This is a genomic window from Streptomyces sp. SID486, from assembly GCF_009865385.1.
Classification (GTDB): domain Bacteria; phylum Actinomycetota; class Actinomycetes; order Streptomycetales; family Streptomycetaceae; genus Streptomyces.
The window spans coordinates 97,584-123,487 of the sequence record NZ_WWJT01000748.1; the positions used below are offsets into that span (position 1 = coordinate 97,584).

Sequence of the window (25,904 nt, forward strand, 5' to 3'; positions counted from 1 at the left end):
CGTGGGTCGTTGAAAGGTCCATGGCGGATCTGGTTGAGCGGTTGGCGCCGGACGAGTTGTGGGAACTGTTCCGGAGGGTAGTCCCACCGGTGGCGGTCGCACGCCCGCAAGGCGGCGGCCGTCGGCGGGCAGGCGACCGTGAGACGCTGGCGGCGATCATCTTCGTGCTCACGTCGGACTGCACCTGGCGGCAGCTTCCACTGGTGTTCGGGCCGTGCTGGCAGACGGTCTACCGGCGGTTCGCCCAGTGGAGCCTCGACCGGGTATGGGCCCGGCTCCACCGCGTCGTCCTCGACGAGCTCGGCACCCGCGGCGAGTTGGGCTGGTCGCGGTGTGCGATCGACTCGTTCAGCGTTCGGGCGGCAAAAGGGCGCCGCTGACGGGACCGAATCCGACCGACCGCGGCAAGTTGGGTTCGAAGATCCACCAGATCACTGAGCTTCTTCGAGCGGGCCACCGATCGGGTGACGGTCCGTGAAGCGCAACGAGCGAGGCCCCCGGGCAGTTGATCGAGATGTCTGACGTCTCAACCACGCTGCTCAGGGGCCTCGTTGGTCATCTATCCTGCCGCACTCGACCTGCCACATGCGCTCGTGGAGTGGGTCACCATGCTCATCGTCACCCGTGAGGGTGACCGTCGCTGCAAGCTCCGTCCGTCCCAGCGCGCGATCGTGGCACTGGTGTACCTGCGCGAGCACACCACCCTGGCGAAGGTCGCTGCCGGGTTCGGGATCAGCGAGTCCACCGCCCACGCCTACACCAGCGCGGTCATCGACCTCCTCGCCGACCGTGCACCGGGCCTGCTGAAGGTCCTACGCGAGCAGGATCCGGACTTCGTCCTCCTGGACGGCACGCTCGCCGAGTGCGACCGGGTCGGCGACGGACGGGCCGACTACTCCCACAAGCACCGCCGGCACGGGGTGAACGTGCAGGTAATCACCGATCCGGACGGCCGGCTGCTGTGGCTCTCGCCCGCGCTGCCGGGCCGCTCCCACGACCTGACCGCCGCCCGCACCCACCGGATCATCCGCATCTGCGAGCGCCAGGGCGTCCCCATCCTGGCCGATCTCGCCTACCAGGGCGGTGGCCCCTGGCTGACCACGGGCATCAAACGCAGGCCCTTGCGGGAACTCGCCCCTACCGAGAAGACCGTCAACCGGGCTCTGGCCGCGGCACGGGCACCGGTTGAGCGCGGCGTGGCCTGCCTGAAGTCCTGGCGGATCTTCCGCAGGTCCCGCTGCAGCCCCAACCGCATGACGTCAATCGCCAAAGCCATTCTCACCCTGGAGCGGCAACGCTGAAGAAGCTCATTGATTGGTTCTGTGGTGTCCAAGCAAGCGGTTCTCGCCACCTCACCTGGCCTCGCCCCTCGAAGACCGGGCAACCAGGACTGCTGCCGCGGCGCCGCTCGCTCCGGCCGGACGCTGCACGCGGATAGTCAATCTGTGTCCATGACCTGCTTGCCGCAGTCCCTGTCTATGAGTGATGGTGGGCCCCAGAACACGAGAGGCCGGTGCTCCCGGCCTGCGAACGTCCTTGAACTGCTACTGGCTGCAGCCAACGCTGACAGGGACACCGGCAGATCCACGTTGGCGCGTGATCTGCCCGCACGACGCCGGCACCCGCCACTTGGCGGTGCCGGTTTCGTCGTCTCCAAGCCCCGTTGGCCCACATGGCGGACTGCATGGTCCGAATGACGTAACCACAGACAGTGTCAGTGTCACTTTGACTCATTCGTCATGGCGAAATCGGCATGCTTGCAGCCATGAGTTCAGATTTGGCACGTGCCCAGACGCGCCCCGCAACGAAGCTCAGGCAGAGGTTTGGTGCAACGGCGGCAGTCGTTGTGGCGGTCGCCCTCTTCCCCGGTTCTGGAACCGCTCACGCCCAGGACGGCCCGGGGCTTCTCTCTCTCCTGGATAGCCCTTCGATCACCCTCATCTGCCTCCCCATGGGGCAGGCCGGGCAGGGCAACAAGTTCGCTGGCACACAGAACATCAACTGCAGTCAGAGCGCTACCCAGACGCCCCCCGGCAGTGGCGGAGGCAGCTTCGCCACACAGGTCGTCACCGTGCAGCAAACGCTGCCGGCGCATAGCACACAGATCATCGAAGCCCCCTGCCCTCCCGGCACCACGCTCACGGGCGGCGGATTCGGGAGGGAAACCAATGACATTGAGATCGAGAATTCGGATTCCTTCAGCCCAAACACCTGGCGAGTCATCGCGACCAACTATGGAGATCTAGAGCGAAATGTCACCGCACAGGCCGTCTGCGCGACGCACACGGCGTGACCTGAACTAAGAGGGTGTCTCACGTGGCAAGTTTCGCGAGCTTTTTGTAGCAGGTCAGGGCAGCAGCCAGGCCGAGGAAGGCACGGAAGTGCGAGCCCTTTCGTTCGTACCGGACGGTCAGGCGGCGGTAGCCGAAGATCCAAGCGATCGACCGCTCGATCTTCCAGCGGTGCCGACCCAGGCGTTCGCCTGACTCGACGCCTGGCCGCGCGATGCGCGCGACGAGCCCACGCTCGCGCAGCCAGGCCAGGTGTTCGGCGGAAAAGTACGCCTTATCCGCGCGGAGTTTGACGGGGCGGCGTCGCCGTGGCCCCCGGCGGGACCGGATGGCGGGGATACCGAGGATGAGCGGCTTGAGGGCCAGGCTGTCGTGCATGTTCGCGCCGGACACGGCGACGGTGAGCGGGACGCCCTGGGCATCGGACCGTACGTGCAGCTTGCTGCCCTTCTTGTCGCGATCGACCGGGTTCGGCCCGGTCAGTGATCCCCCCTTTCGGCGCGAACGGAGGCCGCGTCGACGATCGCCGACGTCCAGTCCACCTCTCCCCGTGCCCCGAGTTCGTCCAGCACCGCCCGGTGGAGTCGACGCCATAGGCTGGCCTCGGTCCATATCGTGAAGCGGCGATGCGCGGTGGCGGAGGACGTGCCGAACGTCGGCGGCGGGTGCCGCCAGGCACAGCCGCTAATCGGCACGTACACCACTGCCGTGAACACGGCCCGTTCGTCACACGGAGCGGTCGAACGCCTCCAGTGCGGCCACGGCCCACGGGAAGCGCTCCGCGGCCGCCAGGACGTCCTTCGCGTCCAGCTCCCCGGCCAGGACCGGGGCCGGGTCTTGCTCCGGGACCTCTGCCGGGCGGGGGAGTGCGGCTGCTGGAGGTGGGCGAGGAGCAAGGCGCTGAAAGCGGCCCGGCCCCGCCCCTCATTTGGCGAGTCGGCGGTAGCAGATGAGGGTGCACAGGCGAGGCTGGTGAAGGCAAGGAAGTGTTGGGCTTTGCGTTCGTAGCGGCGGTGGAGTCGGCGAGCCAGGCCATGGCTCGTTCGATGGTCCAGCGATGTCGACCGAGTCGCTGTGAGTTATCGATGCCCTTGTGCGCGATGCGGTGCTGGATGCCTCGCTGTGCAGCCATTGCCGAAGGTGACGGTAGTCGTCTCCCTTGTCGCCGTGGAGTTTGGTGGGCCGTCGCCGACGGGGGCCGCGGCGGGAGCGGATCGGCGGTATGCCCCTCACGAGCGGGACCAGGGCCTGGCTGTCGTGGACGTTGGCGCCGGAGATCCTGACGGACAGGGGCAGACCGGTCCGCTCGGTGATCAGATGGATCTTCGAGCCGTACTTGCCCCGGTCGACAGGATTCGGACCTGTCAGGTCCCCCTTGCCGCCTTGAGTGTGTCTGTGGGCGCCGATCGCCCCTCGCCGGTGTTCCGGTGTCGGATGGGGATGATCGGTGCTCACGGCGTCGTACGGGCCGTCTGGCAGCGGCCTTGGCGGCGGCCACCTGACGGGCCCGTTCTTCCAGCTCGCGTACCGGAGCGAATCCGCGGTGAGGGGGCAGGGAGCGGAGCAGTGTCCTCAGGTGCTGGTCGCCCCGGGTGGATGACAGGGTGACGGGCCCGTCGAGGAACTGGTGCCAGGTGGCGCAGGCGGCATCGATGTGGCGCATGCTCATCTGCCGGTCGGCGATGACGCCGAGGCAGTGCAGGCGGCCCTGACGCTCCAGCGGGGAGCGATGGCCGTTGGAGCGGCGCAGGGCGGCGATGGATCCCTCTCGGTCTCCGAGGTGCCAGCGCACCTGCCCCTCGTGGAAGGCCAGTGCGGCCCGGTCGTAGCCGCCTACCGCGTCGCGTCGGTCGTCGGCGCGGGACAGTGCGGCCTCGGCCTGGTGGGGCCCTTGACTACTCCTCAGGGGCGGAAGTTGCGGCGGTAGGTGTCGGGTGAGACGCCGACGCTGCGGTGGAAGTGGCGGCGCAGGGTGGTGGCGGTGCCCATGCCGGTGGCCACGGCGATGGTGTCCACGGTGGCGTTGGTGGTCTCCAGCAGTTCCTGAGCGTGGTGGATGCGCTGGGTGTGGAGCCACTGCAGAGGCGTGGTGCCGGTGAGGTGCTTGAAGTGGCGGCCGAGGTTGCGTGAGCTCATGCGGGCCTGGCGGGCCAGATCCTCTACAGTGAGCGGCTGGTCCAGTCGCTCCAGCGCCCAGGGGAAGAGCTCGCCCAGAGGGTGGTGCCCCGGGGTGGGTACCGGGGTTGCGATGAACTGGGCCTGGCCGCCGTCGCGGTGTGGCGGGATGACGAGACGGCGGGCGATCTTGTTGGCGATGGCCGAGCCGTGGTCGAGGCGGACCAGATGCAGGCACAGGTCCATGGCGGCGGCCTTGCCCGCGGAGGTGAGGACGTCGCCGTTGTCGACGTAGAGGACGTCTGGATCGACGGTGGCCGCTGGGTGGCGCCGGGCCAGTTCCCGAGTGTGGGCCCAGTGTGTGGTGACGCGCCTGCCGTCGAGTAGTCCTGCCGCGCCCAGGACGAAGGCGCCTGTGCAGAGTGAGGCCAGGCGGGCGCCGGCCGCGTGAGCGGCGCGCACTGCCTTGACCAGTTCGGCGGGCGGTTCACGATCCGTGTCGGCCCAGCCGGGGACGATGACCGTGTCCGCGTGCGTGAGGTGGTCGAGTCCCCGGTCGGGTTCCAGACCGAAGCGGCCGATGCGCACCGGACCGTTTCCGCAGAGGGAGAAGTCGTACCAGGGGTCCACGATGTGGGTCAGGTCGGCCCCGAAGACTTCGACGGCCACGGAGAGTTCGTAGTGGAGCATGCCGTCGGTGACGGCCAGCGCGACAGTGGGCATGTCCGAAACTGTACGTCGCATGTCGTTTCCGACGCTCGTGCGGAGTGCTGCCACGAGGACAGGATGTGGTTGTCAGGCCGCAGCGGATCGACATCGCAGCGGGCGTTCACGGGCACGGGAGCGGTCTCATGGGGTCAGGTCAGCTGGTGGCGGTGTTCGGTGCGTACGGTCACACCGGGCGGTTCGTGGTGGCGGAGCTGGCCGCGCGGGGGTTCGTCCCGGTGCCGTGCGGGCGCAACGCGCAGGCTCTGGAGGAACTGGCCGGCGAGTACCGGCTGGAGGCCCGGGTGGCGTCGGTCGAGGACGTGGCCTCCCTGGACCGGGCCCTTGCGGGAACGGCGGCGGTCATCAACTGCGCCGGTCCCTTCGCCTCGACCACCGGCCCCGTGATCGAGACTGCACTGCGCGCGGGCATCCCGTACCTGGACGTCGCCGCCGAACTCGAGGCTAACTTGGACACCTTCGCCCGCTACCGCGAGCGGGCCCGGGACGCAGGAGCGGTGATCGTCCCGGCCATGGCCTTCTTCGGCGGTCTCGGCGACCTGCTCACCACCGCGGCGATGGGCGACTGGACCCAAGCTGACGAGGCACACATCGCCTACGCGCTCAGCAGCTGGCACCCCACCGCCGGAACCCGGCTCTCGGGCGCGGTCTCCCGCGAGCGGCGCGGCGCCAACCGCCTGCGCTACAGAGGCGGAGCGTGGGAACGTCGCACCGACGACGCGCCCACCCTGGAGTGGAGCTTCCCGGATCCGATGGGACCGCGTCCGGTGATCGGGGAGTTCACGATGGCGGACGTCGTCACTGTTTCCCAGCACCTGTCCATCCCCGACGTGACCACCTACATGACCACCGAGGCGGTCCGCGACGTCGCCGCCCCCAACACACCGGCCCCGACCGCCGCCGACAAGAGCGGGCGCTCCGACCAGACCTTCCTCGTCGACGTCGTCGTGCGCTCGGACAGAGCCCAACGCCGGGCCACGGCCAGCGGCCAGGACATTTACGCCGTCACCGCACCCCTTGTCGCCGAGGCCCTCGAGCGCGTCCTGACCGGCCGCATCAAGACCCCTGGCGTGGCCTCCGCCGGCGAGATCTTCGACGCCTCAGATTTCCTGCAGGCGCTCGCACCGCACATCGCACTCGACCTGAACCCGCAGAAGCAGACTGCCTGACATCAGCCGTCCGCCCGGCTGTCGGGGTGCGCCTCAGCGAACGACGACATAGGCGCCGGCGTTCCTCGTTGGATTCCCTCACCTTCCGGGGCGCTGTCCGACGCGCTGAACAACCGCTGCCAAAAAACGGGTTCTGGCTCAGGTTCTGTGACGGGGCCACGCTGAGTGCCGGCTGAGCTTCTCCGGGCAGTGCGTGAAGTCGCCCGAAAATCAGCCGTGGTCAAGACATCTGCTGACAGTTCGGGTCCGTGGAAGAGATCGTGCCCCGGTTGAAGGAGCTGTTGTTCCCGTCGATCGCGGACGTCGCGGTGCTGTCGGTGGACGTGAGCATCGCGATGGTGCGGGTCGACGCGGAATGCACTGCGAACGGTGCCGCCTGCCCAGCGTGCCGGGTCCGGTCGAACCGGGTTCATGGTTCCTACCTGCGGTTTCCCGCTGATGTGCCCAGCGCCGGACGAAGCGTTGTTCTTCAGCTGAGGGTCCGCCGGTTCGCCTGCCGGAACTCGGAATGCACCCGCCGCACCTTCGTCGAGCAGATACCCGGTCTGACCCGTCGGCACGGTCAGCGAACCGAGCGGCTGCGCGCGACGCTGGCCGCGGTCGGTCTCGCCCTGGCGGGCCGTGCCGGCGCCCGCCTGAGCTCCGCGCTCGGGGTCTGCGTCAGCCGGAGCACCGTCCGGCGCCTGGTCGACGCCCTTCCCGAGCCGGAAGTGCCCGCCCCGCGTGTGGTCGGCGTTGACGAGTACGCCACCCGCAAGGGCCGCCACTACGGCACCGTTCTCGTAGACGTCGAGACCCGCCGCCCTGTCGACCTGCTGCCCGACCGGGAGGCATCGAGCCTGGCGGCCTGGCTCGCCGATCCCCATGAGGGGTGCGGCACGCCACAGGATGGTTCGGTGCTCACGGCAGCCCTTCACGCCCCGTGCGCACTCCTCGCCCTCCGCCGCGTCGGACGGTGTTGATCACGTCCGTGCCCCACGCCCGTGCCGCACAACCAGCTCCGCGGTCCCCCTCCCGCCGCTGAGTGCGCCACGGCACCGAAAGTGCTTCGCTTCTGCTTCCGCTCCGGCCCGCCGCCCTTGGTGGCTCGGTCCAGCGCGCGGACGCCCTCGTCGGCAGGCACGGCGGTCAATGCCGCAGTCCGGCTACCCGGGCGGGGCGGCGCGCGCGGGGATGCGGGCGGTGAACGCGCGTCCCGCCGAGCCCACCACTGCCTGCCCGCGTACGGCCACGGCGGTGGGTTTGGGAGGATGTCCGGCGGCCATCCGTACCGGGGTCCGCCGCATCGCGCGGGTCCGGGATTCCGCGGGCGGCGAGAGGTGAGACGCGGAAGACAGGAGCGGAGTGCGATTCGTGCCGGAGTACCCGGAGTACGTCGCCGCGGCAGTGTTAGCCGTGGGCGGGATCATCAGCGCTCTGCCGGCACCGCACAGGTTTTCCACTGCCGTGCTGTTCTGCCTCGCGGTGACCTCCACCGGGCTCGGCGTGGCCGCCCGGAGTACGGAAAGCCACGGCACCCTCGACGTGGTGCTCGCCGTCGCCGCCCTGCTCGTGGCGCTGGTGCTGGGCCTGCTGCTGCTGGCCGACGGCGTCCTCCTGGTCCGGCGGTACGGGCCGCAGCCAGTCCCGCTGGCAAGTGGGACCGCCGGCTGCGCGGTGCTGGCGGTGCTCGGACTCGACGCGGTCTTCCACGCGGTCGGCGGTGAGGTGCTGCGTGCCCTCGTGGTGGCGGTGAACGCGACCGCGGGATACCTGACCCTGCTCTTCCTCGTCTTCACGGGTCACGTGATCGTCCGGGGCCGCAGAGCCCCGCTACCGGGGACCACCCATGTCGTCGTCCTGGGAGCCGGGCTCGACAGAGACCGGCCCGGCCCGCTGTTGGCCCGGAGGCTGGACAGTGCCTTGGCAGTCGACGCCCCGGGCGCACCGGGCACCCAAGGGGTGGTGTTCGTCGTCTCGGGCGGCCAGGGCGGCGACGAGGTCCGCTCTGAAGCGGACGCCATGGCCGACTACCTGGGCGACCGCGGCGTGGCCGCCGACCGGATCGTGCGCGAGAACCGCTCCGTCAACACCGGGCAGAACCTCCGCTTCAGCGTGGCCCTGATGGAGCACAGCGATCCCGGCCACCGTGCCACGGTGGTCACCAGCAACTTCCACGTCTACCGCACGGCCCTGCTCGCCTCACGTCTTGGCGTCCCCGTGCGCGTGGTGGGTGCGCCGACCTCCCCGGCCTACTGGCTTGCCGCGACCCTGCGCGAGTTCGCTGCCGTCCTGTGGCTGGACCGGCTTCCCCTGGTCGGACTCAGCCTGCTGCTGGCCGTGCCCGTGGTCACGGCGATCTTCTGGCGCTGAGGCGCCCGGGAGGGCCGGAGGGCGTTGCAGAGGGCTCGGTGGCGGGCATTTCCGGCCGTGATGTCTTACGCCGGCCGAGCGGGTGCTGCTGGTGGCCGTCCACCAGCGAACGAACCTCACGTCGTCCCCGATCGAGGCGGCCCGGCAGGTCGCGCCACCGCCTCCGCCGCTCCCGGACGACCCGGCCGCACGCGCGCTCGCCGAGACCGTCCGAACCTCCGGTGACGCGCTGGACGGCGTCGCCTCGACCCTCGATCCCGCCGTGCCGTCCGCCGCGGCGGACGTGTTCCACGCGGCGCCACGGGTCGTCGTGGCGGCGCCCGGCCTGTCCACCGCCGTCGCCCTCGACGCGGCCTACCGCCTGCGCGCCCTCGGATGCGTAGTCGGCGCTCCAGCCGACCCGCTCACCGCACAACTCGCCGCCGCCCAACTCCCCCCGGGACGGAGTCTGCCTCGCGGTCAGCCATACGGGAGCGACGCGCACCACCGTCGACACCGCCCGCCGGGCCGGGGCCGCCGTGGTGGCCCTCACCAGCTACGCCCGCTCATCACTCAGCGACACCAGCACCCATGTCCTCGTCGCCGGCGGTCAGGACATCGTCTTCGCCGCGGTCGACGCCCTCACCCACACCCTGATGGCTCTGCGCCCCACAGCGGCCCGGCGCCACCTCGACTTCTCCGCCGACATCACCGCCGACCACGCCTACTGAGACCGTCGTACGGGCCGTCCGGTGCACCCGGGGGCACCCGGGAGTCCGGGCGGGGGCGGTCCGGTGCCGCGCAGGGTGATCGCGTCAGCCGTCGGTGCGGGACTCCCGCAGTGCCCGCAGCGCGTCGCCTGCTGTCGGCCGGCCCCTGCTCCTGAACGTCGCGCCCGGGGTCGCCTGCCTCAGGCGCGAGCAGACGCTCGGGCATCGCCGCCTGCTGGAGCCGGACGACGACGTACGCGGGGGCCCGCCCGCTCTGGGAGAGACTGCGGCTCGGGCACAATCAGCAGACATATCCACTCCTCCCGATCCTGTTGTCGTGTACCCCGGCGTCGCAGCCTTCGGCAGCCTCGCCGCAGCGCTCCGGGCCGAGGTGGGAGGCCGCCTCGGCGTCGCCGTTGTCAGGTCTTCGGATTCCGCCCCGCTGCCCCACGCGACCGTCGCCAGCGTCCTGCCGTACCGCGAGCCATTGCGGATCAGCGCATGGCACTACGAGCAGCGGTGGTCCATCAGCGGCACCGAGTCGTCCGTGGGCGCGACCCTCATCGAGGGCACGACAGACGACTTGGCGGAGGTCGCGAAAGCCGCCTGGGCGTGGCACGACGGGGAGCCCCTGCGTGGCATCCGCCAGACGGCACCGTTCGTGCACCTGACCGGCAGGTTCGAGGTGCCAGATCATGACCCCGCACGCCTGGCCGAATCCGAATGGCAGTGCATGCGCCAGGAGGCGGCCGAACTGGAGGTCGACTGGCAGGAGGCGTACCAGGCGCTGATCGAGGCGGCCTACGCCGAGCCGTCGTTGCGTGCCCTCTTCCCGTTCCAGGAGCCACTGGGGACTGCGCTTCTCGACTACCACCCGCCCGACCGTGACCATCGTCGGACCATGCCTGACCGCGAACGATGACGGCACATACGGGGTGGGCAGAGGCTTCATCACTCCCGACCTCGGCCTGTTCGACAGCGTGCACGACGCCGTGGCAGTGGCCGTGCGGGAGTTGCCGTCCGGCCTCGGCCCGGTCACGCTCGGCTCCTTCCTCAACCGGCCGACTAGTACTGCAACGGTGCTTGCCGTGACTGTTGGCCAGTTCGGTCGTTGGTGTGGTTGTGGGTGGGGACCTTGCTGATGTCAGGTTGTGGGCGCGTGAACTGGACGCTGTGCATGAGCGGTTCGTGCACTGTTTCAGCAGGTCGGAGCCCCGGGATTCGGCACTTGCTTATATGCGGGGCCTGATCGCTCCGCTGCAGCGGAAGAACGGCTGGACCCTGGCGGAGGAAGCCGGCCACACGGGCCCGGACCGCATCCACCGGATGCTGAACCGGATCGAGTGGGATGCCGACGAGGTACTCGACGACGTGCGCCAGTACGTGGTCGACAACCTCGGCGACCCCGGCGCCGTCCTGGTCGTGGACGACACGGGCTTTCTGAAGAAGGGGACGCGGTCGGCCGGGGTGCAGCGGCAGTATTCCGGCACCGCCGGGCGGACGGAGAACTGCCAGGTCGGCGTCTTCCTCGCCTATGCCACCGACCGTGGGCGGACACTGATCGACCGGCGTCTATATCTGCCCGCCTCCTGGACCGACGACCGCGAAAGGTGCCGCCGGGCCGGCATCGACGACGAGGTCGGCTTCGAGACGAAGGTGGCTATGGCCAAGGCGATGGTCCGCCACGCCATCGCAGACAGGATCCCGTTTCGGTGGGTGACCGCGGATGCCGCCTACGGCTTCTCCAAGAGCTGGCGGTCCGAGCTGGAGCGGGCGGACGTCTTCCACGTCATGGCCACCACCCGGCACGACACCGTGGTCACCCGCTGGGCCATCGACCATCCCGTCCACGACCTGTTCAACGGCCTTGCCCGGCAGAAATGGAAGCGCCGTTCCTGCGGCACCGGGGCTCACGGCCAGCGGATCTACGACTGGGCCCGCGTCGAAGTGCGCCCCTGGCACCGCGACGACCGCCGCCACTGGGCCCTCGCCCGCCGCAGCGTCAGCAGGCCCGAGGAGATCTCCTACTACATCGCCTACTGCCCCGCCGACACCACCCTCGACGAGCTGATCCGCATCGCGGGCAGCCGGTGGGCCATCGAGGAATGCTTCCAGAGCGCGAAGCAGGAATGCGGCCTGGACGACTACCAGGTCCGCCGCTATCCCGGCTGGCACCGCCACATGACCCTCGCCATGGCCGCCCACGCCTGTCTGACAGTCTTGCGGGCCCGCGAGCTGGATGCCGAGAAAGCAGAAACGGATCCTCCCAGCTCATCCACCTCAGCCTCGCCGAGATACGACGGCTGATCATCCGCCTCACCGACCGCCGACCCACACCTGTCGAGCACATCCTGCACTGGTCGACCTGGCGCCGCCGACGACAGCACCAAGCCCGCATCAGTCACTACAAACGACGCGGACACAGCCCCTGACCTGGCCATCAGTCACGGCAAGCACCGTTGCAGTACTAGTGCAGCTGCGGGCGCCGCACCCAGAACTCATCGGTGATGAGGGGGACTTGAGCAGGGCGCTGGAAGTGGTGTGGGAACAGGCCGGGGCGCCGAGCCTTCGGGAGCTCAAGGAACGCTCGGGCAACCCGCTCGCGCTGCCGGTCAGCAGCGCGGCCCGGATCGTCAACCGCGACGCCATCCCGGCCGATGAGTAGTAGCTGCGGGCTTTCCTGACCTGCTGCGGCATCCCGTCCGAGCGACACACGCCGTGGCTGAGCGCCTTCGAGAAGATCACCCGGCACTCCCCCACGGCCGCAGGCAGCGAACTGCCCGGTGAGTGGCGCCGGCTTCGCAGCCAGGCCGCACTGCGGCGGCTGCAGCGTACGTCCTCCCGGCTGCTGACTGATCCGTCGACGGCGCAGTACAGGCACACCTGGGGATCAAGCGACCAGCAGTGGAGGCATGTCCTATCGCTTCTCGAGCCGGTGGTGCTGGAAGAGATCGTGGGCAGCGGGGCGCACAGCTACCTCGCCTCGCAGGCCGCGCGGAACGGCAAGGCTCCAGCGCAGCCGGTGTCCTGGCGGCCCGACTACCTGGTGCACCACAACGGCCAGCCCGGGGTGGTGGAGGTCAAGAGCACCTCCAAGCCGTCGGGTCGGCCTCCGGCGGGTGGAACGGCGGGCATCGCACCGCACACGCCGTCCGGCAGCGGGGGCAACCCCGCCGCGCGGGTGCTTCCCCTCCCGGCCGGGCCCCCGCCTGTTGTTGCGGCAGTCACCTGACCATGCCGCCCCGCCGTCGGCCTGCCCTCGGAGCCCTGGCCGAAGGCGCGGGCGTCATGACGCCGTGCACGCAACACCAGCAGAAGACCGAGGCCCGTCATGGTCCCTTTCCCGGGTACAGCAGCCCTCGCTTTGGGACGCAGGGGAGCCCTTCGTGTCGCTCCCCTGCCCCGCGAAAGCACGGTGTCTTTGATCAGCCGCATCGCCGACCGCTACGGGATGGAAGCGAAGGTGTTGCTGGCCTGCGGCCGGGGCAAGTCGCTGATCGAGGTGTACGTCTCCCGGCAGAGCTCCACCACCGCGATCCGCAGCCGCGTCGGCACGACACCCTTGGCCGACGGCACCCTGATCCAGTCCCGGCAGACACCACCCGGAACGGGCCCGGGCCCTGTGGTGGTCCGGCACCGGTGCCACCACGCAGGACGTCGACCGGTGCTGGCAGTCCTTCCTGAGGCGCTTCGACGTGGAGCACACCTTCCGGCTGCTCAAGCAGACCCTCGGCTGGACCCGGCCCAAGCTCCGGGACTCTCATGCCGTCGACCGCTGGACATGGCTCGTTCTGGCGGCACACGCTCAACTTCGTCTCGCCCGTCCGCTCGCCCATGACCTTCGTCGGCCGTGGGAACGGCCGACGGAACCGAACAGACTCACCCCGGCCCGAGTCCGCCGAGGGTTCAGGAACCTGCGCGCGAAGACCGGCACGCCAGCCGGTGCACCAAAACCCACCCGCCCCGGCCCCGCCCCTGGCCGCCCGCTCGGCTCAAAGAACCGACGGCCGGCCACCCGCCACGACGTCGGACGCGTCCTCGCCACCGGCGAAGCGTATGCCCGACCCGCCCACCACAAGACGGGCACCAGGCCCAGACGTGGCGGCGCGCCTGCTACCGAGCAGGCCCACCGGTCAGGCCCGGCCGCAGACTGATACGGTCCCTGGCCGTGACCGAACTTCCCGCCTTCCCCTATCACCCGGATCCCATTGGGACCGGTGCTGTCGTTCGCTCGGAAGCGGAGTGCGCCTCCTGCGGCCAGGCGCGGGGATACGTCTATGCGGGTCCAGTCTTCGCAGAGCTACAAGCCTTTGCCCGCCCCGGCCTGCACTGTCGCAGAGCACTACTGCACCGAGGAAGGCTGCCTGCTGTGCGCGGCGAAGGAGGCGATCACCAAGGGACAAGACGTCTACGCAGACCTCGAAAAGACGTGGTGATTTCATCGGGTCATACGAGAGCCACCGCTTCGGTGTGAACGATGTGAACGGCAGCCAGGTGTAGGCCCGTTCGTGATGGTTATGTACTCGGCCGTGGGCGGTGCTGCTGGACGACGTCACTCGGGGACCACCCCGGCGGGTGCGGGGAGCAGCAACACATGGGGCTCTGAACCCCAGGTGCTTGGGGACCATCCCCGCGGGCGCGGGGAGCAGAGGAGTGTGCAGGGGCGCGCGCCGGGGGCCGGATGGGACCATCCCCGGTCATCCAGCCCATTACCGGCTCCCGGGCGGCCTACCGGCGGCCGCTCGGGATGCTGCTGGTGGAACCGGGAAACGGCCCGGTTGATTCCCGGTCGATCGGCGTCCGGTGCGCGCCCGGTCGTCGCCCTCCGGGCGGCGGGTCAGACGGCTCCCGTTCCCGTGCCCGGAGTCGGCCCGGCGGCGATCGAGAAGGCGAGGACGAGGCCGTCGGCCGTGGCGTGTGCCGAGGTCAGCCTGACGCCGCGGGGCAGACCGGTGACCGGTACGGTCCGGGGCTCGAGTTGCCGCCGCAGCGCGGAGGCGGACGGCAGCGCGGCGAGGTCGTCGACCGCCACCTGCCGGCCGAGGACGTTCACGGTGGTGGGCGTGACGGTGAAGGAGTCCGCCGTCGTCGACACCTCGCACCGCACGGCGACCGGCAGCCCCAGGCGGCCGACGCTTCCGTCGAGGACGAGGTCGCCGTCCCGGCCCCTGGCCGTGAGGCCGTCGCCCGTCGAGCCGAGCCGCCGGGTCACCTGGTCGTACCCGATGGTGGCGGTCCCGCTGCCGCCGGCGCTGTCGCCGTCCGTCGTGACCCCCCTGAGGCGGAGGGTCACGTCCATCACGGCGTGCTGACGGCGTACGCCCCGGACCGTCACCTCCACGTCGCCGACGTCGCCGTCGAGGGTGCGCAGTCCCGCGAGCGGGGTGGTGAGGTCGGCGTGGACCGGCCCGTGCGGGTCGAGCCGTTGTGCCGCCCGGGCGGCGATCCGCCCCTCGGTCCGGTGCTCCACCAGGAGGTCGGTCGAGCACACCAGGGCGGCCAGGGCCGCGGCGAGCGAGACGAGGAGGCGTGTCTTGTTCCGGCGGTTGGATGTCACGTGGTCTTCGGCTCCGGATCGTCGGTACACGGGCGTCGGCGGGTGAGGCGGTGAGCGGGGCGGTCAGGCGTGCACGTGGGGCAGGAGGCGGTCGAGCCGTCGGGGCAGCCACCAGTTGGCCCGGCCCAGCAGGAACATGGCGGACGGCACCAGGATCAGACGGACCACCGTGGCGTCCAGGATCACGCTGACGGCCAGGCCCAGGGCGAGCATCTTCACCACCACTGTCGGTGAGGCGGTGAAGGACAGGAACACCGCGGTCATGATGAAGGCCGCGGCGGAGATGACGCGTGCGGTCGCGGACAGTCCCTCGCCGACGGCGAGCCGGTTGTCGGCGGTGCGGTGCCACGCTTCCGCGATCCGGGACAGCAGGAAGATCTCGTAGTCCATGGACAGCCCGAAGACGATGGCGAACATCATCATCGGGACGTACGACTCGATGGGCACCGGCTCCGACAGCCCCAGCAGTGTGCCGCCCCAGCCCCACTGGAACACGGCGACCAGGACGCCGTAGGAGGCTGCCGTGGTGAGGAGGTTGAGGACGACGGCCTTGAGGGGGATCAGCACGCTGCGGAAGACCGTCATGAGCAGCAGGAAGGCGAGGACCAGGACGACACCGATGACGATCGGCAGCCGGTCGCCGACCGTGTCCCGGAAGTCGGCCTGGCCTGCCACGCTGCCGGTGAGCCAGGCCCGGGCGCCCGTGCCGTCGAGGGCGCCGGGCAGGGTGCGGCCGGAGAGGGTGTGGAGCAGTGTGCCGGTCGCGGCGTCCTGCGGGCCGGTGGCCGGGGTGATCGTGGTGACCAGGACGCTGCCGTCGTCACTCGCCCGGACCGGGGTGAAGGACGCGATGCCGTGGGTGCCCTGGAGGGCCGCGGTCACGTCGTGCGCCACCCGGTCCGCGGAGGTCTGCGCCCCGCTCACGTCGACCACGGCGAGGACCGGGCCGTTGGCGCCCGCTCCGAAGCCCTCGCCCTCGGCGTGCGCGATCCAGTCGTACGCGGTGCGGGTGCTGCTGCCCGGCCGGTCGGCGCCGGCGTCGACGTGGCCGAGGCGCATCGACAGCAGGGGCACGGAGCAGACGCCGAGGACGGCGAGGCCGACGGCCAGGAAGGTCCACGGCCGCCGGGCGACGCGTTGTGCGTACCGGTGCCAGCCGTCCCGCGCTCCGGCGCTCTCGGCGACCGGTCGACGCACCCGCACGCGGTCCATGCGCCGGCCGACGAGGCCCAGGGCGGCGGGGACGAGGGTGAGGGCGGCACCGGCGGTCACGACGACGGCGAACGTCGCGGCCAGGCCGATCTTGCCGATGAACGTCAGTCCGCACGCGTACAAGCTGAGCATGGCCACCGCCACGGTCAGCGCGGCGATGAGGACCGCGCGTCCGCTGGTGTGCGCCGTGCGGGCCGCGGCCTCGACGGGGTCCCGGCCCTCGATCAGGTCCTGGCGGAAGCGCGTGGTCAGGAACAGGGCGTAGTCGATGCCGACACCCAGGCCGATCATGCCGGCCAGGGTCGTGGCGGAGGTCGCGAAGGAGAGGGTGGCGGCGACGACGCCCACGATGCCGAGGCCCACTCCGACGCTGATCAGCGCGGTGGCCAGGGGCAGCAGCGCGGCGAGGACACTGCCGAAGGCGAGCAGCAGGATGACGAGGGCGGTGACGACGCCCACGCCCTCGCTCGCCTTGTCGTCGGCCGGTTCCCGGACCACCTGGTCGAGGTCGCCGCCGTAGGCGACGCCCAGTCCCGCCGCCCGGGCGGGCTCCGTCGCCGCGTCGAGCCGCCCGGTGTAGTCGTGGCCGAGGCTCTTCAGCTGCCGGTCGAAGGAGACGGTGGTGTAGGCGGTGCGTCCGTCGTCGCTGGTCACGACCTGCGAGGCGGCGGTGGCGTGCGGCAGGTCGCGCAGCTTCGACAGGGTCCGGTCGAGTGCCGTCCGCTGGTCGGCCACGGTGCCGGTGGCGCTGTGGAAGACGACCTTGCCGTTGGGCCGTCCCACCGCGGGCATGGATCGCGCGAGGATGTCGGCGCCGGTGTGCGAGGCGGTGCCGGGCAGGCTGACCTCGTCGCTGAAGGTGGGTGCCGCGAGGTGCCGCCCGGTGAGCGCCGCTGCGAGGATCAGCAGCCAGGCGCCGATGACCACGACCGGGCGCCGGGCGCAGTGGGCGCCCAGACGGCCGAGCGCGCCGGGAGCGCGGGCCGCGCGCTTCGAGGGGTGCGGGCCGGTCGGCGCGAGCGGGGATCGGGGCACCGGTACCTCCAGAGAAAACTGTCACGAGTGACACAAACTCTAGAGACAAGTGGCATGCATGACAATTGGCAGTCATGACGCTTTGCTGGGGCGACGACACCGGGCACCCTCCGGCGAACCCGGCGAAGCCGGCACGGGTGTCAATTGACAGTCACGACACGATGCCGGAGGCTTCGGCCATGCCGAGTGAGATCGCCCCCGCCGGACTGCGCGAACGCAAGAAGGAGGAGACGCGACGCCTGCTGCTGGAAGGGGCCGCGCGCCTGTTCGAGGAGCGCGGCTTCGAGAGCACCACCGTCGCGGACATCGCCGCGTACGCGAACGTCTCGGTACGCACGTTCTTCCGCTACTTCGAGAGCAAGGAAGCGCTGCTGCTGCCGGACGGCGTCGAGATCTTCACCTTCGTCGAGAACGCCCTGGCCGCCCGTCCGGCGGACGAGGAGCCCCTGGACGCCGTGTGCAACGCCCTGTCGCAGGCGGCGGAACCGTTCGCCGCCTCCACCCTGACGGCTCTCGGCCACCCCTTGGACGACATCGAGAACGTCGTCACGGCCCGCCTCGTCCAGGCCTTCTCCGACTTCGAGGAGCGGCTGACGGTCCTGGTGCGCGACAGGCTGGACCCGGACACGCCGGACGCCGACCTCAAGGCGGCCGTCATCGCGTGCGCCGCGCTCTCGGCGGTGCGTGCCGTCCTGCGCACCCGCCGCGCCCGCCGCGCGTCCGGCCTCACGGACAGGGGCCCGGCGCCGCTACCGCGGGCCTTCGGCTTCCTGCGGGAGATCGGCTCGACCTGACGGCCGGGGCGCGGCGGGGGACGCCCCCCTGCCGGTTGTCTCGGACGCACTCATGGCGAACGGCACGGAACCGGTCCGGGACGGCAACAACCACCCGGTGGTGACTGGCGCAGAAACTGCGTGACCCCGGCGGCTCGACCCGCCGGGGTTGTCGAGCTATCTAGTCGCCGACTTCTTGTACGGGACGTCCCAGAAGGGCGGTCCAGCTGACTCCCAACCACCCCATAGGGCAGCAGTACGAGCGATGGTGGCGGTTTCAGGGGCACCCTGTGACCAGGCCTCGATGCCTGCACGCCCGACATCCCAGGCGCCTCGACGAAGATGCGCCCCGTCTCAATCACTCCAGGCATGGAGATGCTGCGCCTGGACGTGGGAAGCGGCGCCACTGGCACCGACCGCTGGCTTTGGTGCTGATCAGAGTGGCCACGTCACACAAGTTGAGCCAGAGCCCGAGTTTCGACAGCAGTTGTTCAGCAGTTCGCAAGGGCACCCAGACCGCGCCGTGTTCGATGGTCACGAGAATCAACAGCACCCGAACCACTGGCCGACGACGCTCCTGAAGTCCGGTCGCATCGACACGTGACTGCGGCAGCACGCCCGCGGGTACCCTCCGGAAGGCAGAGACCGGTGCCAGGGCATCACCTCGCAGTCGACCAAATCCAGGTGCGAGACGGGCCGGGCTGCCGATAGCTTCGCCCGAATGACAGCCATGCTGAACGATTCCGTCCGGGCGCTGCTGGATGTGCCAGTTCCCGCCGTCCTCGCCACCGTCAACCCTGACGGAAGCCCGCAGACGTCAGTGGTCTGGGTAGGCCGCGACGGAGATGACCTGCTCATCTCCACCGCTGCCGGCCGCCGCAAGGAACGCAACCTGCGCCAAGAACCCCGCGCCAGCCTCACCATCTACGACCCGGCCGACCCGTTGCGCTACGCCGAGATACGCGGCCTCGCGACCATCACTGAGGACACTGACCGGTCTCTGGCGGTTGCTCTCGCCGAGCAGTATGAAGGCCCCGGCGCCGGCCAGGAGTACCTCGACCTCCCGGCGGAGGTCCTCCGTGTTGTCGTCCGTATCAGCCCGACCAAGGTGGTCGGTACCGCGACCGCCTGACCGGTCACCACCGGACTGCCGTTGCGACAGCTGAACCTGGCGTTTTCCGCAGGGGACATGGAAGACATCCGGCGCTGTCGGTGCCCCCGCGAGGAAGCGCGAGGACACCGACAGCTTCGACTGCTTCAACGCGTCGATGTCACCGGGCCGTGGCGGCGGCTCCTCCGTGTGAGTCGCCGCGCGCCAGCTCAGTGCTGTCCGATCCCGGGCTCTGGCTCAGTTTCCGTGATCGCGTGGTCGTGAGTGACACCGGTTGGGTAGGCAGCGACGCTTTTCCGTATGCGCGTGCTGCCCGGATGTCGACCGAGAGCTGCTGACGGACGAACGAGTCTCAGTCAGCAAGGTCTCTCGTTTCGTAGCTGGCCAGCCCCAGGGCAAGCAGGGGCGGCACCAGTGCGTTCAGATACCAGGCCATGTCCGTGAGGGCTGGTGCTCCGGAGAGGCTCCGCCGGTCGATCGTCGGAATGAAGGAACAGTGCGATCGGCCAGCATGAAAAAGTAGTTGGCCACCGGTTTCTGCAGTTGAGTGATAGATGCAGACACCGACGTGGTGGTCGACGTTGGCCGGTGAATCAACCAAGGTCAGGACCTCAGCTGCCTGGTCGGTTGAAGTCGACTGCCAGTCGAACAGGTCGTCGTTGTTGACCACGTAGGAGATACCAAGCGGTTCCTGTAGCGACCACCCCTCACCGGCCAGAGCTCGCACCACGGCGTCTACGGTGACGGCGCGTGCGAACACGAGATCGATGTCGGCGGTCCTGGACATTCGCGGCTCCTGCGGTGGCGTTGATCGTTGTCGGAAGCGTTTCACGTGTTGGCATCCGTCATGGAGCGAGGAGCACTCGTTTCCGCAGGAGTGCGAAGCCGGCTCGGCCGAACATCTGGCGTTTGAGCATCTTGATGCGGTTGACGTGCCCTTCCACGACGCCCGAGTTCCAGGGCAGCGTGAGCCCGGCGGTGACCGCAGCCCGGTCGCGATCAATGCCGGCGGCGAGGGTGTGGAGACCGGGCAGGTCGTCCTGGCGGACTGCGTCGAGCCAATCGGGCAGCCGTTGGCCCTGTCGCTCGGTGAGGATCTGGGCGAAGGAGCGGACATGTCCGGCGAGGGCTTCAAGTTCGGGACAGTGGGCCATGACGGCCTTGAGCCGGAGCTGATCGACCTCGGAGAGGGAGTCGGGGTGGCGCAGGATCCAGCCGGCGACGGTGCGGGGCGAGGGCGGGGGTGCGGTGCCCGGATCGACCGATGGGCGTTTGGTGCGGAAGTAGGCGCGAACTCGCTGGTAGCTGCCTTTGTAGCCGAGTGGCACGATCTCCTCCCATGCCTTCCATGCGTTGGTGCAGCCCTGGTTCCAGCGGTCGTCCAGGTAGGTCCTGTACTCGTCGAGGACGGAGGGGCGGCCCTGCCACTGGCCGTGGAAGAGGTCTTCCGGGGTGGTCGCGTCGGCGAGGAGCTTGACCGTGCGGTAGGTCATCCCGAGCTGGCGTTGGATCGCACGGCGGCTGTGGCCGGCCGCCAGCAGAGCGTGGACGGCGGCATGGTTGGACCGGGTTCTGTCGGCGAACCGGTGGCCAGTGGGCCACGGTGAGCCAGTGGGGTCAGCTGGTTCTTCTGGTTGTTTGACCTGTTGGGATGGCTCGGGTGCCATGCCTCGCAGGCAACCCCGATGGTCGGCGACGCACCGCTCGGCGGCTTCGCTGAGGTTGTGCCACAGGTGCCAGCGGTCCGCGACCTGCATTGCCTGCGGTGCCCCAATGGTGGCGCCTTCGGCGAAGAACGGAGCCCGGTCCCGGCAGACGACCTCGATCCCTGGCCTCTTGGCCAGCCAGGCGGCCAGGCTCGATGCCTCCCGATCTGGCAGCAGGTCCACCGGCCGTCGCATTTCGACGTCGACCAGCACCGTGCCGTAGTGCCGGCCCGTGCGCGTCGCGTACTCATCGACGCCGACCACTCTCGGGGCTGGCAGATCCGGGTCAGGCAGCGCCTCGACGAGCCGCAGCACCGTGCTGCGGCTGACAGACACCCCAAAGACTCCAGCCATCCGAGCTCCCGCCCGGCCGGCCAGGGCGAGGCCGACCGCCTCCAGCGTCGAACGCAGACGCTCGGTCCACCGGCCATATCTCCGGGTCAATCCCGGCACCTGCTCAACGAACGTCCGTCGCCCGCACGAAGCGACGGGGCAGGCGAAGCGACGGACCCGAAGGCAAAGCACCACCCGGCGCCCTGCGCTGGGGACATCCGCAGGAAACCGCAGGTAGGAGCTATGAACCCGGATCGACCAGTTCCCGCAGCCCGAACACGCTGAACCGGTCGTTGTGCTGCGGGCCTCGACTCGTATCGTCTCGCTGCTCACGTCCACCGACACCACCGACACGTCCGCGATCGACGGGAACAGCAACTCCTCCAGTCGGACGCCCACTTCTTCCACGGTCCCGAACTGTCAGGTACCCGAGGTCACCACTGATCATTTTCGGGCGGCTTTCAGGAGCCCAACACGACCATGAACCGTGACTCAGCGTGCGCAGGTCACGGAAACTGAGCCAGAGCCGAAACTCGTGAACTGAGCCACCTGGCGGGGCGGCCGGTGCGGCTGGTGTGGCGTGATCTACGCGGACAGGTGCGCTCCTGGGTGCCGCAACTCTTCGCCCACCGTGCCGACGGCACCGCGCTGCTCGCCGACTGCCCCGGCCACCCGGACGCGGGCGGGGAACGCGCGAGGAAGGCCGCCGAGGCGTTGCACAGGCGTGCGCGCACATCGGCTGGACCTACCGGCGCCTGCCACCACTCGACGACGTCGTGGCCACCAACCTGAAATGCCTGGCCGGCTACCACCCCCGCAACGCCAGCCGCCCGGGCCACATGACGGCGGTCGTCGAGGCGTTCAGGCGTCCGCGGCCGCTGATCGAGGCCACCGAAGCGGTCGCCGACCCGATCGAGGTCCTCCCTTGCGTCTTCCACGCCCAGTGGCACGACCCGCTGACGGCCTGCCTGGACACGCCGCTGCACGAACGCGTCCTCCTCGGCACGCAGGGCTGGAGCAGCCCGGGCAAGATGGGAGACGCCGGATAAGCGCGCGACGCGATGCCCGGACGACCGTGAAGGCCGGTGCGCGCATCCGGTTCCGTGGCGTGACGTGGCAAGTAGTCGCCCTGTCGAGGCAGGACATCCATCTCGTCGGCCCGGACGGCGGCGGACAGGCCGTACCCGCCGGGCACCTCTTCGCCGACCCAGGCTTCACCGTCATCGGGGCCGAGGCGCCGCAGGCGACCCCGCAGTAGGGGCTGTCGAAACCGCCCCCGCCGCGGCGCGTGAAAAAGCGCTGGCCTGGCAGCGGCACGCGCGAGAAGTCGAATGCGGCCTGGCCGGCGGGCCCGGCAGTGACAAAAGCGTGCGGCCGCAGTACGACCCGGAGCGGCACACCCTGGCCGAACGCGAGCAGGCCAACGCCCAGGAGCTGACAGCGCTGGGCTTCGGCCGCGTCTCGCGCACCACGGCGCAGCGCACGCGCCTGGCCCACCGCAAGCAAGGCCTGTGGAGGCTGCTCGACCACCGCACCACCCGCGCCTCCAGCCCCACCGGGCGAGCCGACGAGCGGGTCGTCGCCGCCGTCCGTGAGGCGCTGCACCGCCGCCGCGGACGCTCCAAGGGCACCATCAACGGCCTGTTCCCGCTGATCAACCAAATCCTCCAGGACCGGCACGGCCCCGGCACGGTGCCCACGCCGTCGTAGGCCACGCTGTACCGACTGGTCACCGCCCTGGCCCGGCCCGGTGAACTGCCCTCCGGGCCGGTGCGACAGGTACCCGCGAGCGTAGACGGGCGGGCCTTCACCCCCACCACAGCTTTGCGGCCGGGCGAACAGGTGCAGGTCGACACCACCCGCCTGGACGTCCTCGCCCTCTTCGACGACGGGCGCCTGGCCCGGCCCGTCGCCCTGTCCGAGACGATCGTCGTCGACCGCGGCAGAATCTTCGTCTCCGCCGCGTTCACGCCACCAGCGAACACCTCGGCATCAGCGTCCAGCCAGCCCCGGCCGCGCACCCCCACCGCCAAAGGCATCGTCGAGCGCACCTTCGGCACCATCAACGCCCTGTTCTGCCACCGGCCCCACGAAGGCCTGCGCCACCCGATGATGCCCCGCAAAGCCCTCACCCCCGACCAAATGAGGGCCGCTCTCGTCGCCGTCGCCGACACGTGCCCTTCCCGCTGACCGGCCGCGACTACCTCGAACTGCTGCCCGTGCGCTGGCAGGCCATCACCCCCGCCGGCATCACCATCCACCACCGCACCTACGACCACGATCTCCTCGCCTCCTACCGCGGCCAGCCCTCCACCGTCGCCGGCCGCGGCGGGAAATGGGAGATCCACTACAAACCCCACGACGTCCGCCAGATCTGGATCCGCCTCACCGACGGCGACCCCACCGAAATCCCCTGGATCCACCACGTCCATCAGCCCTTCAACGACCACACCTGGCAGCACATCCGCAACCACGCCCACCACAACGACCACGACGACAGCCAGCAGCACGAGGCCGGCCTCGCCGACGCCCTCGACCAGCTCATGCGCCGCGTCCACAGCGGCCACGCCACCACCACCGAACAAGCTCTCCTCGCCCGCGCCACCACGCTGCCGTTTCCCGCCGCACGGCCCCCGCGATACGGCACCGGCCCCATGACCGACGAGTCGGCGCAGCACGACGAGGACGACAGCATCGACGACCTCCCCGAGGACGACACCCGCCCCGCCACGGAGGCCTGTCCGGGCCACGGGATCGTTGGCACGGCATCTCGCGCTGTCCCTCCACGCGAGGCTGTGTCCGGCTCTTATGGACATGGACGCCGTCTGTGCCTGGGTTCAGGACAGGCTGGTGGGCTTGCGCGGAGGCGGCACGGCTCTCAGCAGTTCCCACAGCGGACGTGGGCCGGACGCCCAGGCGCCGAGGGTGTGCCGGTCGACGACGTGGAGGCGCTGCTGTTTGGCGAAGGCCACGGCCGGCGCCGTGACGCGACCGTTGGTGACGATGACCGCGACGTCGGCGCCGTGAACCTGACGGGCGGTGCCGTTGAGGACCTGCAGGTCGGGCGTCCCCACGGCGGAGCCCGACAGGCCGTTGCGTCGGTGTTTGCACTGGACCACCCAGCGCCTTCCGTAGGGGTCGGTGGCCTTCACGTCAGCGCCCAGGTCGCCGCGGCCCCCGACACGGGTTGCGTCCATGCAGCCGTCACGGCGCATCAGGTCCCGCACCGCTTCCTCGAACCGGGAATGATGCAGGGCGTCCAACTGGGACAGGCCGTAGCGCAGCCCCTGGGCGCGGACCGCTTCCCACCGCACTTGCTGCTGCTTCTGGTAGAGCCGGCCGCCGCCGGCCAGCGCCGCGAGAATGCCGACGGCCAGCAGCACCCACCAGTGGACCAGCAGCCAGTTGACGACCGACACCACCAGGGCGACGGCCACGACTGCGGTCACCATCAAGCCGACCAGCCGGTCATCCGCACGCTGCCCCCGGCCGGTCCTGCGGGTACGCCGACGCACCGGCGGGCGCTTGGACGCCCCCGTCTTTCTCGTACGCGCGCGGGGGCTCACCGGCTGGCCTGCGTAACACCGCTCGCCAGCTGCCCCACGACGTCGAAAATCCCCTGGCCCACCGGGGTGGGAGCAATGAGGACACCCAGGGCCAGGATGAGGACGGCCGTGGTCCTCTCCTCGTTCCGGCTGCGGGCCTGCGTTCGGCGCCGCAGCCGGAAGAACACGATGACTGCGAGCAGCACGGCCACGTCGATGGTCAGCAACCGTCCAGACCTCCCCCAACAACCGGGCATCACGACGCTGGGGCGGCAGCCCGCTACCCCGGCCTTCATGTGTAGCGGGGCGTCAGTGATGTTGGAGACGGGTTGGCGGTGAATGGCATAAAGCCATCGGTCCTGGCCAGATTGCCGAACGGGTGACCCGAGGGTGGTGGCAGTCGGACCGCCTCCCGGCCACGCGTGAAAAAGCTGCTCGCCTGGCGGCAGTCCGCCCGGGGCACTACAGCCGCCCTCACGACTGTCGACCGAATCGCCGGCGGACTGCACATTCCCGGTGCCTTACTGGGGGCTTGCTGCGCACCCCTGGGAGGACACCGCCGTTCACAGCGCGGAGCCCGACCATGGAGAAGACGATGAGCGCCGCAACCTGCTGCGCGGTGCGCTGACCGCCGGCCTCACCACTCCCGCCCTCGCCGCACTCACCGCCGCCCGGACCGACGTCGACCAGACCCTCTCCCCCGCTACCCCCAGGACCTGGCCCGACCTCGAGGCAGCAGCCGAGAGCTACGGATACGGCTACCACGGACAGGCACCCACCCACGTCCTGGCCGACGTGGCCACCGACTTCACGACCCTGCGCCCACTGCTCACCGTCCCGCAGCCCGCACCCGTCCGAGCCAGGCTGTGCCGGACAGCCGGACAGCCGGGCAGATGGCCGGGATGACCGCCATCCTCTTACATCGTCTGGGCAGCCGCCGGGAGTCCCATGCCTGGTTCACCACCGCCGCCCGGGCCGCCGCCGAATCCGGCGACCAGAACCCGCACGCATGGGTCCTCGCCCGCGAGGCGATGGTGCCGCTCAACTACGGCGCCCCGAGGGCAGCGGCCAGCGTCGCCGAACATACCCGCCGTATCGCCAGTATCCGGCCGACCACCGCGGCGACGCTGGCGGCCGCGGTCGCCGCCCGCGCCTACGCCTTCAACCACCAGAGCGAGCAGGCCCGCCAGGTGCTCGCCGACGCCCTGATGGGACGCCCCCCGAGGGCGAGCGGTCGGACATGTGGCTGCTGACGTATGGCGAGCGGAAACACCACGTCCACCTGAGCCA

At 70.0% G+C, this 25,904-nt stretch carries 28 protein-coding genes and 5 pseudogenes; 23 read left to right on the forward strand and 10 right to left on the reverse strand.

Translation table 11 applies throughout. The features are described from left to right. Positions 1 to 20: 20 nt before the first annotated feature. From GT045_RS34980 to GT045_RS34990, 3 genes and pseudogenes are all read left to right on the forward strand, one after another. Positions 21 to 439 (forward strand): annotated as a pseudogene (locus tag GT045_RS34980) (transposase); the annotation flags it as partial. A gap of 112 nt (positions 440 to 551) precedes the next feature. Further along, on the forward strand, positions 552 to 1,301 hold the full coding sequence (locus GT045_RS34985; RefSeq protein WP_161287331.1) for a transposase family protein: 750 nt from the start codon (positions 552 to 554) through the stop codon (positions 1,299 to 1,301). Between the two features lie 464 nt (positions 1,302 to 1,765). Then, the gene (locus tag GT045_RS34990; RefSeq protein ID WP_161336677.1) at positions 1,766 to 2,293 is read left to right on the forward strand and encodes a hypothetical protein; all 528 of its coding nucleotides are present in this window, start codon (positions 1,766 to 1,768) and stop codon (positions 2,291 to 2,293) included. A gap of 19 nt (positions 2,294 to 2,312) precedes the next feature. Here GT045_RS34990 and GT045_RS34995 read toward each other — a convergent pair whose 3' ends face one another. The 3 genes and pseudogenes from GT045_RS34995 to GT045_RS35005 form a co-directional block, all read right to left on the reverse strand. After that, on the reverse strand, positions 2,313 to 2,903 hold the full coding sequence (locus tag GT045_RS34995; RefSeq protein WP_345942851.1) for a transposase: 591 nt from the start codon (positions 2,901 to 2,903) through the stop codon (positions 2,313 to 2,315). 312 nt (positions 2,904 to 3,215) lie between these two features. Further along, positions 3,216 to 3,668, reverse strand: a pseudogene (locus GT045_RS35000) (IS5 family transposase); the annotation flags it as partial. Between the two features lie 525 nt (positions 3,669 to 4,193). Then, positions 4,194 to 5,129, reverse strand: coding sequence for a helix-turn-helix domain-containing protein (locus GT045_RS35005; RefSeq protein WP_161336679.1), 936 nt, complete (start codon positions 5,127 to 5,129; stop codon positions 4,194 to 4,196). Positions 5,130 to 5,257: 128 nt separating this feature from the next. Here GT045_RS35005 and GT045_RS35010 point away from each other — a divergent pair, with 128 nt between their 5' ends. From GT045_RS35010 to GT045_RS35045, 9 genes and pseudogenes are all read left to right on the forward strand, one after another. Then, the gene (locus GT045_RS35010; protein ID WP_202529306.1) at positions 5,258 to 6,301 is read left to right on the forward strand and encodes a saccharopine dehydrogenase NADP-binding domain-containing protein; all 1,044 of its coding nucleotides are present in this window, start codon (positions 5,258 to 5,260) and stop codon (positions 6,299 to 6,301) included. A 248-nt stretch (positions 6,302 to 6,549) separates the two neighbouring features. Beyond that, entirely contained in the window at positions 6,550 to 7,263 is a 714-nt protein-coding gene (locus tag GT045_RS35015) for a transposase family protein (protein ID WP_345942852.1), read from the forward strand. Positions 7,264 to 7,645: 382 nt separating this feature from the next. Next, positions 7,646 to 8,653, forward strand: coding sequence for a YdcF family protein (locus GT045_RS40825; RefSeq protein WP_161336680.1), 1,008 nt, complete (start codon positions 7,646 to 7,648; stop codon positions 8,651 to 8,653). A 476-nt stretch (positions 8,654 to 9,129) separates the two neighbouring features. Further along, a pseudogene (locus GT045_RS39250) lies at positions 9,130 to 9,363 on the forward strand (MurR/RpiR family transcriptional regulator); the annotation flags it as partial. Positions 9,364 to 9,679: 316 nt separating this feature from the next. Further along, positions 9,680 to 10,264 carry a DUF6193 family natural product biosynthesis protein gene (locus GT045_RS40830; protein WP_345942853.1) on the forward strand — a complete coding sequence of 195 codons (585 nt, stop codon included), beginning with the start codon at positions 9,680 to 9,682 and terminating at the stop codon, positions 10,262 to 10,264. Continuing rightward, the gene (locus GT045_RS40280; protein WP_345942854.1) at positions 10,227 to 10,484 is read left to right on the forward strand and encodes a DUF6193 family natural product biosynthesis protein; all 258 of its coding nucleotides are present in this window, start codon (positions 10,227 to 10,229) and stop codon (positions 10,482 to 10,484) included. Before GT045_RS40830 ends, GT045_RS40280 begins: the two co-directional genes overlap by 38 nt. Beyond that, a complete protein-coding gene (locus GT045_RS35035; protein WP_161336700.1) occupies positions 10,465 to 11,649 on the forward strand; it encodes an IS701 family transposase in 1,185 nt (394 codons plus the stop codon). The genes GT045_RS40280 and GT045_RS35035 overlap by 20 nt, the downstream gene beginning before the upstream one ends. Before the next feature lie 211 nt (positions 11,650 to 11,860). After that, positions 11,861 to 12,007: a hypothetical protein gene (locus GT045_RS35040; protein ID WP_161336681.1), complete on the forward strand. Its 147-nt coding sequence runs from the start codon at positions 11,861 to 11,863 to the stop codon at positions 12,005 to 12,007. A 270-nt stretch (positions 12,008 to 12,277) separates the two neighbouring features. Beyond that, positions 12,278 to 12,574, forward strand: coding sequence for a hypothetical protein (locus GT045_RS35045; RefSeq protein WP_161336682.1), 297 nt, complete (start codon positions 12,278 to 12,280; stop codon positions 12,572 to 12,574). Between the two features lie 212 nt (positions 12,575 to 12,786). On the opposite strand, the gene GT045_RS40600 is transcribed toward GT045_RS35045, so the two are convergent. After that, positions 12,787 to 12,918 (reverse strand): hypothetical protein, encoded by a 132-nt coding sequence (locus GT045_RS40600; RefSeq protein ID WP_272926936.1) that lies wholly within the window; start codon positions 12,916 to 12,918, stop codon positions 12,787 to 12,789. A 47-nt stretch (positions 12,919 to 12,965) separates the two neighbouring features. Between GT045_RS40600 and GT045_RS40285 the strand changes: the two are divergent. Next, positions 12,966 to 13,496, forward strand: a pseudogene (locus GT045_RS40285) (hypothetical protein); the annotation flags it as partial. Between the two features lie 14 nt (positions 13,497 to 13,510). Continuing rightward, positions 13,511 to 13,816: a CbrC family protein gene (locus GT045_RS35050; protein ID WP_161336683.1), complete on the forward strand. Its 306-nt coding sequence runs from the start codon at positions 13,511 to 13,513 to the stop codon at positions 13,814 to 13,816. 363 nt (positions 13,817 to 14,179) lie between these two features. On the opposite strand, the gene GT045_RS35055 is transcribed toward GT045_RS35050, so the two are convergent. Then, positions 14,180 to 14,899, reverse strand: coding sequence for an LmeA family phospholipid-binding protein (locus GT045_RS35055; protein ID WP_161336684.1), 720 nt, complete (start codon positions 14,897 to 14,899; stop codon positions 14,180 to 14,182). A gap of 63 nt (positions 14,900 to 14,962) precedes the next feature. Then, positions 14,963 to 17,146, reverse strand: a complete 2,184-nt coding sequence (locus tag GT045_RS35060) for an MMPL family transporter (RefSeq protein ID WP_161336685.1) — start codon at positions 17,144 to 17,146, stop codon at positions 14,963 to 14,965. Positions 17,147 to 17,325: 179 nt separating this feature from the next. Between GT045_RS35060 and GT045_RS35065 the strand changes: the two genes are divergently transcribed. Next, a complete protein-coding gene (locus GT045_RS35065; RefSeq protein ID WP_161297512.1) occupies positions 17,326 to 17,940 on the forward strand; it encodes a TetR/AcrR family transcriptional regulator in 615 nt (204 codons plus the stop codon). A 700-nt stretch (positions 17,941 to 18,640) separates the two neighbouring features. Next, positions 18,641 to 19,051: a PPOX class F420-dependent oxidoreductase gene (locus tag GT045_RS35070; RefSeq protein WP_161297514.1), complete on the forward strand. Its 411-nt coding sequence runs from the start codon at positions 18,641 to 18,643 to the stop codon at positions 19,049 to 19,051. Positions 19,052 to 19,382: 331 nt separating this feature from the next. On the opposite strand, the gene GT045_RS35075 is transcribed toward GT045_RS35070, so the two are convergent. Both GT045_RS35075 and GT045_RS35080 read right to left on the reverse strand, forming a co-directional pair. Continuing rightward, a complete protein-coding gene (locus GT045_RS35075) occupies positions 19,383 to 19,817 on the reverse strand; it encodes a hypothetical protein (RefSeq protein ID WP_161297516.1) in 435 nt (144 codons plus the stop codon). A gap of 58 nt (positions 19,818 to 19,875) precedes the next feature. Next, a complete protein-coding gene (locus GT045_RS35080) occupies positions 19,876 to 21,477 on the reverse strand; it encodes an ISL3 family transposase (protein WP_161336686.1) in 1,602 nt (533 codons plus the stop codon). A gap of 368 nt (positions 21,478 to 21,845) precedes the next feature. Between GT045_RS35080 and GT045_RS40290 the strand changes: the two genes are divergently transcribed. The 5 genes and pseudogenes from GT045_RS40290 to GT045_RS40295 all read left to right on the forward strand — a co-directional run. After that, positions 21,846 to 22,118 (forward strand): hypothetical protein, encoded by a 273-nt coding sequence (locus GT045_RS40290; protein WP_237539113.1) that lies wholly within the window; start codon positions 21,846 to 21,848, stop codon positions 22,116 to 22,118. Between the two features lie 59 nt (positions 22,119 to 22,177). Continuing rightward, a complete protein-coding gene (locus GT045_RS35090; RefSeq protein WP_161336687.1) occupies positions 22,178 to 22,327 on the forward strand; it encodes a hypothetical protein in 150 nt (49 codons plus the stop codon). Positions 22,328 to 22,437: 110 nt separating this feature from the next. Then, positions 22,438 to 22,779, forward strand: coding sequence for a hypothetical protein (locus GT045_RS35095; protein ID WP_161336688.1), 342 nt, complete (start codon positions 22,438 to 22,440; stop codon positions 22,777 to 22,779). 60 nt (positions 22,780 to 22,839) lie between these two features. After that, positions 22,840 to 23,259, forward strand: coding sequence for a hypothetical protein (locus tag GT045_RS39255; RefSeq protein WP_202529308.1), 420 nt, complete (start codon positions 22,840 to 22,842; stop codon positions 23,257 to 23,259). 29 nt (positions 23,260 to 23,288) lie between these two features. Continuing rightward, a pseudogene (locus tag GT045_RS40295) lies at positions 23,289 to 23,405 on the forward strand (hypothetical protein); the annotation flags it as partial. Between the two features lie 501 nt (positions 23,406 to 23,906). On the opposite strand, the gene GT045_RS35105 reads toward GT045_RS40295, so the two are convergent. Together GT045_RS35105 and GT045_RS35110 are read right to left on the reverse strand one after the other, a co-directional pair. Next, positions 23,907 to 24,521, reverse strand: a complete 615-nt coding sequence (locus GT045_RS35105; RefSeq protein ID WP_202529309.1) for a restriction endonuclease — start codon at positions 24,519 to 24,521, stop codon at positions 23,907 to 23,909. Positions 24,522 to 24,631: 110 nt separating this feature from the next. After that, positions 24,632 to 24,841: a hypothetical protein gene (locus GT045_RS35110; protein WP_161297526.1), complete on the reverse strand. Its 210-nt coding sequence runs from the start codon at positions 24,839 to 24,841 to the stop codon at positions 24,632 to 24,634. A 289-nt stretch (positions 24,842 to 25,130) separates the two neighbouring features. On the opposite strand from GT045_RS35110, the gene GT045_RS35115 reads away from it, so the two are divergent. Together GT045_RS35115 and GT045_RS35120 are read left to right on the forward strand one after the other, a co-directional pair. Then, a complete protein-coding gene (locus tag GT045_RS35115; protein WP_161336690.1) occupies positions 25,131 to 25,520 on the forward strand; it encodes a hypothetical protein in 390 nt (129 codons plus the stop codon). Next, positions 25,517 to 25,867: a hypothetical protein gene (locus tag GT045_RS35120; RefSeq protein WP_161336691.1), complete on the forward strand. Its 351-nt coding sequence runs from the start codon at positions 25,517 to 25,519 to the stop codon at positions 25,865 to 25,867. The genes GT045_RS35115 and GT045_RS35120 overlap by 4 nt, the downstream gene beginning before the upstream one ends. Positions 25,868 to 25,904: the final 37 nt, after the last annotated feature.

Coding starts and splice junctions, on each gene's coding strand:
- GT045_RS35005 (WP_161336679.1), bottom strand. CDS start 5,129: ATGCCCACTGTCGCGCTGGCCGTCACCGACGGCATGCTCCACTACGAA.
- GT045_RS35120 (WP_161336691.1), top strand. CDS start 25,517: ATGACCGCCATCCTCTTACATCGTCTGGGCAGCCGCCGGGAGTCCCAT.
- GT045_RS35075 (WP_161297516.1), bottom strand. CDS start 19,817: ATGTCCAGGACCGCCGACATCGATCTCGTGTTCGCACGCGCCGTCACC.
- GT045_RS35105 (WP_202529309.1), bottom strand. CDS start 24,521: ATGGTGACCGCAGTCGTGGCCGTCGCCCTGGTGGTGTCGGTCGTCAAC.
- GT045_RS35070 (WP_161297514.1), top strand. CDS start 18,641: ATGACAGCCATGCTGAACGATTCCGTCCGGGCGCTGCTGGATGTGCCA.
- GT045_RS34995 (WP_345942851.1), bottom strand. CDS start 2,903: ATGGACCGAGGCCAGCCTATGGCGTCGACTCCACCGGGCGGTGCTGGA.
- GT045_RS35065 (WP_161297512.1), top strand. CDS start 17,326: ATGCCGAGTGAGATCGCCCCCGCCGGACTGCGCGAACGCAAGAAGGAG.
- GT045_RS34990 (WP_161336677.1), top strand. CDS start 1,766: ATGAGTTCAGATTTGGCACGTGCCCAGACGCGCCCCGCAACGAAGCTC.
- GT045_RS35010 (WP_202529306.1), top strand. CDS start 5,258: ATGGGGTCAGGTCAGCTGGTGGCGGTGTTCGGTGCGTACGGTCACACC.